We start from the raw sequence: 10,030 nt of genomic DNA, 5'->3' as shown, positions 1-10,030 counted from the left end.
TCGTCGCCGTTCGACACGTACGCCGATCTGCCGTCCGGTGACACCGCGATCACGCGCGGGCTGCCGCCGACCTTGACCGTGCCCGTGACGGCCCCGGTGAAGCCGTCCAGGACCGACACCGTGTCGTCGCCCTCGTTGACCACGTACGCGTGGCTGCTGTCCGCCGCGAACGCCACGCTCTGCGGATCCTTGCCGACCCGGAGCGGCCCGATGCGGTGGAAGTCGCGGGCGTCGATGAGGTCCGCGGTGTCCGCCTCGTAGCCGGCGGCCAGCACCCGCTTCCCGTCCGGCGACACGGCGACACTGTGCGGCGCCTTGCTCACGGGGATGGTCTTGAGCACCTTGCCCGTACGCATGTCGAGCACCGCCACGGCGTTCGACTCGTGGTTGGCCGTGTAGGCGCGGGCGAGGTCGGCGGAGAAGCCGATCGCGTGCGGGTTGTTGGGCACCGCCACCCGGCCCGCCAGCGTCGCGGCGTCCTTGCCGAAGATCTCGACCGTGCCGCGCCCGTGGATCGGCACCCACAGCCGGTCGTCCGGACCGACGAGCAGGGTGTACGGCTGCACGCCCGTCCCCAGGTAGCGCAGCACCTTGCGGCTCCGGGCGTCCACGACGGCGACGCCGCTGCCCGACTTGTCGGTCTCGTACATGGACACGAACACCAGCCGGCCGTCCCGCGACACCGCCACGAACCGGGGCGTGTTCCGCAGCTCCACCGAGCTCACGCGCCTGCTCGCGACGTCCACGACGGACAGGATCCGCGAGCTCTGGTTGGCCACGTAGACGGTCTTGTTGTCCGGCGAGACGGCGACGCCCTCGGGCTCGTTCCCGACCTTGATCGTGCCCGTCACGACCGGCTTGCCGAGGCTGCGGGCGTGCGTGACGATCGGGATCTGCTGGATCTCCGCGGGTACGGGCGGCGCCAGCTGCGGAGCCCCGTCGGGCGTGTCCTGCAACAGGTGCAGCGCGTGGTCCTCCACCGCGGGGCTGGGCCCGGGCGCGGCGAGCGGATCGCGCTCCTGCTGCCCGCCGCTGGTGAGGGCGACCGCCACGCCGACGCCGCCGACCAGCACCAGCGACGTGATCCCGGCGACGAGGACGGCGGCTCCGGCCCGGCGGCGATGGCGTGGGCGCGGCGGCTCCGCGGGCAGCACGGTGACCCGGGAGGTGGCGTAGTCGCCGATGCCGTCCAGGTCGCGGACGCGTTCGGCGAGGACAGCGCGGGTCGGGGGCACGGCTTCGGTCACCTCGCCGGTCACGCGCACCTCGGCCCAGCCGGCCGGGCCGCGGACGGCCACCGAGCCGTCGAGCCACTCGGAGCCGGGCGTCCACTCGATGTGCAGGTGCCGCCCGGCGAACGCGGCGCGCAGGCCGGAGCCGGAGACGTGCACCGCGGCCTCGGTGGTGACCAGCGGCGGCCCCTCGACGAGGACCTGCACGGTCAGCGGGGCGGTGCCGGGCGGGACCTGGCCGAAGTCGACGCGGTCCGGGTTGAGGCGGATGGCCGTACGCTCCAGGGCCGTCGCCGCCGCGGCCGAGACCGCGCGGCTGTCGTCCCGGGTCAGACGCTGCAGGTGGACGCGGGCGTCGGCCGCCACGGCGGGGTCGTCGCCGGCCGCGAACCAGGCCAGGTCGTCCACGGCGGCCAGCCGGATCTCCCGGATCGGACTCTCGATCCGGGTCACCACGTGAAGCGGAACACTGTCAGTCATCACATCACCACGCTCAGCATGCGCCGAGCATGGTCGCCTAGGGAAGTCCCCCATGCGAATTCGTGAATGCCAGCTTCACGGAGTCGAGCACTTCCGCCGCGCTCATCGGCCGCGCGTAGTGATAGCCCTGGCCGTGCCGGTAGCCGAGCAGCGACAGCTCGGAGGCCTGCTCGGCCGTCTCGACGCCCTCGGCCACGGTGTCCAGGTGCAGGGCCTGGGCCAGCCGCAGCACGGCCTCGGCGACGGCCGACCCCTGCGGGTCACCGTTGAGCTCGGCGACGAAGCAGCGGTCGAGCTTGAGGATGTCCACCGGGAGCCGGGTCAGATAGCGCAGCGAGGAGTAGCCCGTCCCGAAGTCGTCGACCGCGATCCGGACGCCCAGGTCCCGCAGCCGGGTCAAGGCCGGCACCGCGCTCGTCTCCTCGACGAGGGCGCTCTCGGTCAGCTCCAGGACCAGGTCCTGCGGCCGCAGCCCGGCGTCGCCGAGGCGGCGGGCGACGTCGTGCACGAGCCCCGGCTCGTCGAGCTGCCGCGGCGAGAGGTTGACGCTGACGTACAGCGGCCGCCCGGTCTCCTCCTGCCAGCGGCGCACCTGCCCGGCGGCCCGGGCGAGGACCCAGAGGCCGATCTCGTGGATGACCTTCGTACGCTCGGCGGCCGCGATGAACCGGTCCGGCGCGATCGTCCCGAGCACCGGGTGCTCCCATCGCACGAGCGCCTCCACGCCCACGATCCCGCCGTCCGCGAGGTCGACGATCGGCTGGTAGACCAGGCGCAGCTGCCCGGCGGCGGTGGCACCGGCCAGGTCGGCGTCGAAGGCGTCCTCGGCGGCGGTGCGCTCCGGGAGGCTCTGCTGCCAGAGCTCGGTGCCGTGGCCGGCGCGCTTGGCGGCGTACATGGCCATGTCGGCCCGGTGGCGCACGGTGGTGGCGTCGGCGACCGGGTCGGTCATCGCGATGCCGATGCTCGCGCGGATCGGGATCTCCTCGCCGTTGATCAGCACCGGCTCGGCGGCGGCCTCCAGGATGCGGCGGGCCACCGCGAGGGCCTGGCCGGCCGACCCGGGGCGGTCGAGGACGACGACGAACTCGTCGCCGCCGACCCGGGCGGCGACGTCGGAGGTGCGTACCGTGGCGGTGAGAATGCCGGCGAACGCCGCGAGCAGCGCGTCGCCGGCCTCGTGCCCGCGGGTGTCGTTGATCGTCTTGAAGCCGTCCAGGTCGATCAGCAGAACCGCCGACTCCTGCCCGTCCTGCCGGTGGCGGCACACGGCCGCCTCCAGCGCGGCGTCGGCGGAGATGCGGTTGGCCAGGCCGGTGAGGTGGTCGTGCACCACGAGGTGGTGGTTCTCGCGCAGGGCGACGAGCTGCCTGAGCACCACGGCGCCGGTCATGACGAACACCCCGGCCGCCAGACCGCCCCACGGGTACGCCTGCCCCTCGCGCACCGCCGCGACCAGCAGCATCGTGTAGCCGCTGAGCAGGGCGACATAGGGCAGGTAGGCGACACCCCCGCGGGCTCGGCCCGGCGCGGCTCCCGTCTCGTCCGGCTTCCTCAGGTGTACGGCAGCCGCGGCGGCCATGATCAGGTCGGCGACGTTGAGCGTGAGCGACAGCGGGGTCGACCAGGTGACGGGGCCGGCCAGGATGGCGTGGGCGTAGAGCAGGTCCCCGGCCAGGAAGGTGATCAGGCCGGCGAGAAAGACCGGGAGCGGCCCCCGCCAGCTCATCATGCCGTTGCGCATGAGGACCGCGCACACGCCGAAGATCATGCCGAGGTCGCCGACCGAGAGCGAGAGCACCGTGAGCTGGTCGACGCCCAGGCCGCCGCCCATGGTGAGCGCCGGGCCCAGCTGGAAGTACCAGGAGATGACGAACGCGCCGCCGACCACCGTCGCCATGTCGGCGAGGAACCGGGTGCGCTGCCGCCCGGTCAGCGGCCGCATCGGGAACCTCAGGATGCCCACCACCAGCAGCACCGCCCACAGCACCCGGCCGCCGAGCACCGTCATCACCAGCCACAACGGCGGCGCCAGCGGGTGCTGGGCCGCGACGGCAACGAACAACAGCTGCGGTACGAGCAGAGCCGTGAAGCCCAGCGCGATCCAGCGCCACGGGCGACGGGCCGCCGGTGCCCCCTTCATCGCTGCCATCCACGACACCACGGTCGCGAGCCCGGACGTAATGAGGTACGACCGGTAGAACTCGACGTTCGCCGCCTCTCCCTGCGGATCAATGATCAACCGGGCAGCGACGAGGACAACCCCGACCAGCACAATCACACCAAGTGCCACGTTCCCTTGATCGGCAGCGGCCCGGCGTTCCTTCGGTGCCGCCGGGTACATCCTGGTTGCCGGGCCCGCATTTCACTCAACGGCACCTGCGCCCGGCCGACCTTCACCGCACGGCGACGCACCGGCGGGCGCCGGACCTGGGGGGCATCGGTGAGCACGGTCATGGCCGAGGAGTCACGGTTGGCGGCGCTGCGCAGCTACGGGCTGCTCGACGCGCCGCGCCCGGCCGCCCTGGACGAGCTGACCCGGCTCACCGCCACCCTGGTCGGCACCCCGATCGCCCTCGTCACGCTCATCGACGAGGACCGGCAGTGGTTCGCCGGCAACACCGGCCTGACCCTCGACGAAACCGCCCGCGACCTCTCCTTCTGCGCCCACACGCTGGCGCCCCGGACGCCCCTGATCGTCCCCGACGCGCGGCTCGACGCCCGGTTCGACGCCAACGCGCTGGTCACCGGGGCGCCGTGGATCCGCTCGTACGCGGGGGCGCCCCTGATCGACGAGGACGGCCACGCCCTCGGGGCCGTCTGCGCCATCGGCGACGAGCCGCGCGACTTCAGCGACCGCGAGATCGACGCGCTGCTGCTGCTCGCCGGGCAGGCCTCCGGGCACCTCTCCGCCATCCGGTCCCGGCTGCGGCTCATCGAGCTCGGCGACGCGCTGGCCCAGGCCGTACGCCGCCAGGAGGACCTGGTCGCCACGGTCAGCCACGAGCTGCGCACGCCGGTGGCCGCGATCCAGGGCTATCTCGAACTGCTCACGGACGATGCGGCGCTGGCACCGTACGGGCGCCTCATCGACCCGATCCGGCGCAACGGCGAACGGCTCGTCCGCATGGTCGACCACCTCCTGGAAGGCACCAGGACCCACGCCGAGGTGCCACAGGCCACCCCCACCCCCATCGGTACGGTCGTCGCGGCGGCCGTGGCCGGCACCCGCACCGTGGCAGCGAGCCGCCAGGTCACCGTCACGGTCACCGGGGACGGCCGGACCGTCGTGGGCGGCGCCGACCCCGCCCGGCTCGTGCAGGCCGTCGAGCAGCTCGTCCGCAACGCCGTGCTGTTCTCCGCGCCGGGCGGCTCGGTCCGCATCACGATGCGCCGGTCGGACGCCACCATCGTCGAAGTCACGGACTCCGGGGCGGGCATCCCGGCGGACGAGCTGCCGCACGTGACCGAGCGGTTCTTCCGCGGGCGGCACGCGCGGAAGCAGGCCGTGCCGGGGATGGGCCTCGGCCTGACGATCGCCGCGGGGATCGCCGAGGCGCACGGCGGCTTCCTGCAGCTGTCGTCGCCGGGGGTGGGGCGGGGGACGACGGCCCGGCTGGGGCTCTGAGGCCGCCCGCTTGCCGGATCCGGCCGTTCCTCACCCGGGTTCCGGATCTGGTCGTCCTTCCGGGCGGTTCGCGGGGCCGATCGGGCGTGGCGGGGCGGGGCTGTTCCGGCGTCGCGGGGTCCGGACGACCGCCCTGAGCTGGCTTTTCGAACCCGATGCCACACCGATATGGACGATTGACACTGGATCGACTATCGTCATTGACGACGCCGTTGCGAGTTCTTCCCCCGTGGAATTCGCAGCGGCGTCCTTTATTGCCCGGCGCCCGCCTCCCCGCGCCCCTCCCGCCCCTCCGCGCCCTTCCGGCCGGCGCCACCCCACCCCCGCATCACGCCACCCCTCACCCCTCCCGCCCGGCGCCACGCCACCCTCGCGCCACGCCACCCGGGAGCCACTTCGCGCCCGTTCCGGCCGACGCACGCCATTCCCGCGTCTTCCCGCCCGGCGCACGCCGCCTCGCGCCCTTCCTGCCGGCGCGCCCGCCTTCCCGCCGACGCCGCGCCACCTTCCTGCCCGGCGCGCCACCTTCTTTGCCCGGCGCCGCGCTTCTGCTCGGCGCGGTTGCGTCAGGGGCGGTCGATGTGCGTCGGGAGCCGGCGGTCGAGGGCCGTGATCAGCAGCAGGACCGTGCTGCCGGCGACGAGCACCGTGGCGATCGAGTGCAGGCCCGCGTCGGTCACCCCGTGGGCGTAGCTGAGGCTGATCAGGCTGGAGGCGAGGATCGCGCCGAGGTAGGAAGCCGTCCGCATGAGCCCGGCGGCAGTCCCGGCGTCGTGGGCGGGCGACTGCGCGTAGAGGGCGCCCTGGTTCCCGACCGCCCCGAGCGAGACGGTCACGCCGAAGGCTACGGTGACGGCGATGATGGCTGCGGTGGGCGTACTGACGCTCATGAACCGCAGGGTGACCGCCACCCCCAGCGCCACCGCCGCGGCGATCAACAGCGGCACCCGCACCGCGTTGCGACGGGCCACCGGCGCCGTGACCAGCGCGGACATCCCCGTCATCGGCAGCATCACCAGGCCCGTGGCGGCCGCGGACAGGCCCTTGCCGTCCTGCACCCACTGCGTGACGCCGTACATCAGCGAGTACATGACCAGCTGCGTGCAGAGCTGCCGCACATAAGTACGGGTCAGCGCGCCGTTGCTCCGCAGCAGCCGAAGGTCCACGAGCGGCGACGACGCCCGCAGCTCCCACCCGGCCAAGGTGACCAGAAGCACCACCGCCGCGGCGAGCACCGGCCACGACGGGTCGTGCAAGGAGAGCAGAAATCCGAGCAGGCACGAGAACGTCGCCGCGAACAGCAGCACGCCGACGAGATCGATGTCCCGGGCCCAGGTGCGTACGGTGCCGATGGGGTCGTCGCCCGGGACCCACCGCCGGGCCGTCGCGAAGGCGAGCAGCGCCACCGGGATGTTGACGAGAAAGACGATCCGCCACCCGAACGCCCCGACGAGCAGCCCACCCAGCGGCAACCCGAGCGCCACCGTGACCTGCCCCGCAATCGAGATCGCCCCGAGCACACTCCCGGGCGCCGCGATCCCGGCCCGCTCGGCCCGGCGCCGGATGAGCAGCATCGCGGTCGGATAGCCGGCCGAGGTCCCCACGCCGATGATCACCCGCGCGACGGTGAGCAGCGCCAGGCTCTGCGCGAAGCTCCCGATCAGCCCGCCGGCGAAGACCAGCACGATGCCCGCCAGAAACACCCGCCGCGGCCCGAACCGCCCGGCCACCTTGCCGAGCGCGGGCTGAGCGGTGGCGCTGGCAACATAGAGGACAGCGACAAGCACCGCGGTACGCCCGGCAGGCACACCGAACCGCGCGGCAATCGGCACGAGCGCGGTGGCGATGATCGAGCTGTTGATCGGATTCAGCGCCGACCCGACCACGAGCGGCACCATGAACCGCCACCCGAACGGCTTCCCACCCCCCGCCGCGCCGACCGCCCTTCCTGCGCCGGTCGACCCTCCTGCGCCGGTCGCCCGTGCCACGCTGGCCGGCTCGGCCGCGCCGGCCGTCGTTCCTGCGCCGGTCGCCCGTGCCGCGCTGATCGGCTGTGCCGCGCCGGCCGTCGCTGCCTTGCTGGGCGCCTCTGCCGCGCTGGCCGTGCCGGCTGTTCCGCTGACTGCGGGGACCGTGTGGCCCGCACCGGCTTGCCGGGAATTCGCTGTATCGGCCACGTATCTCACCCTAGGCCGCCGACCGCTCCGGTCGCCTGTCTCTCTGGTCACGGCGCCGGCGCCGCACACCGGTTCAGGAAGCACAAAAGCCCGCTCCGAGGAGCGGGCTTTGTGCACTGCATGGGGTGATCGACGGGACTTGAACCCGCGACCCCCTGGACCACAACCAGGTGCTCTACCAACTGAGCTACGACCACCATGCCGTACGCCGCGAAGATCTCCCTCGCAGCGTACGCCGGACAAGCATAGCTGGACTCCCCACCACCCTGTCGACCGGGTTACCCGAGCGGGTGCCGGCCCAGCTCAGCACCGCCGGGCAAGGCAATCAGCCCGGCGCCACCCGGACGGGCGTTCAGAGCTCGACGCCGCCCACGCAAGCGGTCAGTGATCGGCGCCGCGCGCGGGCGGACGGTCGGAACTCGCCGCCGCGCGCGGGCGGGCGGGCGGAAGATCAGAACTCGCCGCCGCGCACGGGCGGACAGTCAGAACTCGCCGCCGCGCGCGGGCGGGCGGCGGGAGTTCGGCGCCACGCGGGAAGGCGTCAGAGCTCGGCGGCGATGGCGCGGGCCTGCTCGACGTCCGGGCCGGGGAGCGGGACGAAGACCGTGCGGCGGTAGTACTCCAGCTCGCGGATGCTTTCGCGGATGTCGGCGAGCGCCCGGTGAGCGAGGCCCTTCTGGGGCTGGCCGAAGTACACCCGGGGGTACCAGCGGCGGGTCAGCTCCTTGATCGACGAGACGTCGATCATCCGGTAGTGCAGGAAGTCGTCCAGCTCCGGCATGTCCCGCGCCAGGAAGCCACGGTCCGTGGCGATCGAGTTGCCGCAGAGCGGGGCCGTGCGGGGATTCGGGACATACTGCTTGACGTAGTCGAGGACGGCGGCCTCGGCCTCCGCCATCGTCACGGTGGAGCGCCGCACCTCCTCGGTCAGGCCCGACTTGGCGTGCATGTCGCGCACCACCTGAGGCATCGCGTCGAGCGCCGCATCGTCGGCGTGGATCACGAGGTCCACGCCCTCGCCGAGCACGTTGAGATCGGGACCGGTGACGAGCGCCGCCACCTCGATCAGGGCATCCTTGCCGAGATCGAGGCCGGTCATCTCACAATCGATCCACACGAGAAGATCAGCCACCCGCCCAGCCTACGCGCACCCAAGGGACAGCGCGGAAGCCTCCGCCCGTACCCACCTGATCGGGAGCCACGCACCCAGCCGGACAGAATCACCCAAGAATGCCTTAATCGTCCGCAGGTCTACCCAGGCAGCCGCGACAGGCCCTAAACTGGGCTTAACGGACGAAGACCCCCTTCGGTAACTCCGTTCCCCCGGTAAAGGGCCCTCCGCGTCGGCAGCGCGGAGGGCCCTTCGGTGTATGCGGTTGTGGCCGGCACTCGCCTGGCTCCATGCACCGGCGAGGCGTCCTCCCCGGGCGATTCCGTCACTCCTTGCCGGGGTTCCGCCCGATCCCCCGCCGCTGCGGCCGGGTCACCTTGATCGGCGGCTCCAGATCGGCCGGATCAGGCGCCGGCAGCCCCGCCGCGGTGAAACCCTTCCGCCGCCGCTTGGCCGCCCCGCCCCCGAGCAGCTCCGCGACCTCAGCCTTGTAGTCACCAAGCACCGACGAGCCCTCATCCTTGCGAGCCTCACCGTCGCCGCCCGCGGACGCTCCGGCAACCGAGGAAACCGTGCTGCCCTGCTCGCCTGCCGCTTGAGCCTGACCACGCTCAACCGCCGACGGGGTCCGGGCACTCTCGGCCGTTGACTGAACGCGGGCGCCCTCAGACGATGGCTTCGACCCAAGGCGCCCGGAGTCCGGCTTCGCTGCGACGGACTCGGGGCTGGGCTGGAGCTGGTTGCGCTGGGCGATCGGGTGACTCTCGGGCTTCATGATCGGGTGGCTCTCGGGCTTCGTCGCGAACGGGCGCCCGGCTTCCGAGGTGGCGGGAGCCGAAGCCTCCGACCGCTGCCCGGCGATCCGCGTCTCGGTGAGCTGATCGGTCTTCGTCGCCGCCGGCGCACTTTCGGGGCTCGGAGCCGGTCGCTGCTCGGAAGAGGGCCGGGAGTCAGGGGTCGAGCGGAGGCCGGCACCGTTCGGCGGCACAGCCCGTGAGCCGGGGACCGCGGGCCAGGCCGGAGATGCGGGCGCCTGCGACTCCTTGCCGGGAGCGGAGTTCGACTGCGGCTCCCGGGTGGGCTCGACCGCAGGCTTACTCTCCGCCGCGGCTCCCGGGGTGGACTTCGCGGGCGCCGGGGTGGACTTCGCGGCCGCTGCGGGGACAGGCTTTTCGGCGGTCGCGGCCGGGGCCGGGGCCGGGGCCGGGGCCGCCTGACGCTCGGAGGCTGCCGGGACGGGCTGACGCTGGGGTTCGACCGGTCGCGACGGCCCGGGGACAGCCGGACGAGAAGGCGCCGGAACAGGCCTCGTCGGCGCCGGAGCGGGTGCCGGCTTCGCGGTCGCCGCCGGCTGGGACGCCGGCTTGGCGGAAACCACCGGCCCGGACGTCGGCTTGGCAGA

At 73.0% G+C, this 10,030-nt stretch carries 6 protein-coding genes and 1 tRNA gene; 1 reads left to right on the top strand and 6 read right to left on the bottom strand.

The genetic code is table 11. The features are described from left to right. A partial coding sequence (locus RBH18_RS41085; protein WP_306215929.1) for a beta-propeller fold lactonase family protein occupies positions 1–1,712 on the bottom strand: 1,712 nt, incomplete at its 3' end. A gap of 37 nt (positions 1,713–1,749) precedes the next feature. After that, positions 1,750–4,005, bottom strand: a complete 2,256-nt coding sequence (locus RBH18_RS41080; RefSeq protein ID WP_306215928.1) for a putative bifunctional diguanylate cyclase/phosphodiesterase — start codon at positions 4,003–4,005, stop codon at positions 1,750–1,752. A 150-nt stretch (positions 4,006–4,155) separates the two neighbouring features. On the opposite strand from RBH18_RS41080, the gene RBH18_RS41075 reads away from it, so the two are divergent. Next, entirely contained in the window at positions 4,156–5,340 is a 1,185-nt protein-coding gene (locus RBH18_RS41075; protein WP_306215927.1) for a GAF domain-containing sensor histidine kinase, read from the top strand. 566 nt (positions 5,341–5,906) lie between these two features. On the opposite strand, the gene RBH18_RS41070 is transcribed toward RBH18_RS41075, so the two are convergent. The 4 genes from RBH18_RS41070 to RBH18_RS41055 all read right to left on the bottom strand — a co-directional run bounded on the left by RBH18_RS41070 (position 5,907) and on the right by RBH18_RS41055 (position 9,133). Further along, complete coding sequence (locus RBH18_RS41070; RefSeq protein WP_306215926.1) at positions 5,907–7,238, bottom strand: MFS transporter; 1,332 nt, start codon at positions 7,236–7,238, stop codon at positions 5,907–5,909. A gap of 400 nt (positions 7,239–7,638) precedes the next feature. After that, positions 7,639–7,714 (bottom strand) — tRNA-His (locus RBH18_RS41065). A 344-nt stretch (positions 7,715–8,058) separates the two neighbouring features. Beyond that, complete coding sequence (orn, locus tag RBH18_RS41060; protein WP_305789228.1) at positions 8,059–8,649, bottom strand: oligoribonuclease; 591 nt, start codon at positions 8,647–8,649, stop codon at positions 8,059–8,061. Positions 8,650–8,953: 304 nt separating this feature from the next. Then, complete coding sequence (locus RBH18_RS41055; protein ID WP_306215925.1) at positions 8,954–9,133, bottom strand: hypothetical protein; 180 nt, start codon at positions 9,131–9,133, stop codon at positions 8,954–8,956. Between the last annotated feature and the right edge of the window lie 897 nt (positions 9,134–10,030).

It is taken from the genome of Actinoplanes oryzae, assembly GCF_030757795.1.
Taxonomy (GTDB): domain Bacteria; phylum Actinomycetota; class Actinomycetes; order Mycobacteriales; family Micromonosporaceae; genus Actinoplanes.
This window is presented reverse-complemented; position numbering and strand designations above follow the sequence as displayed.

Bases quoted from the DNA above. Each gene is read 5' to 3' on its own strand.
- RBH18_RS41070 (WP_306215926.1), bottom strand. From the start codon at position 7,238: ATGGTGCCGCTCGTGGTCGGGTCGGCGCTGAATCCGATCAACAGCTCG.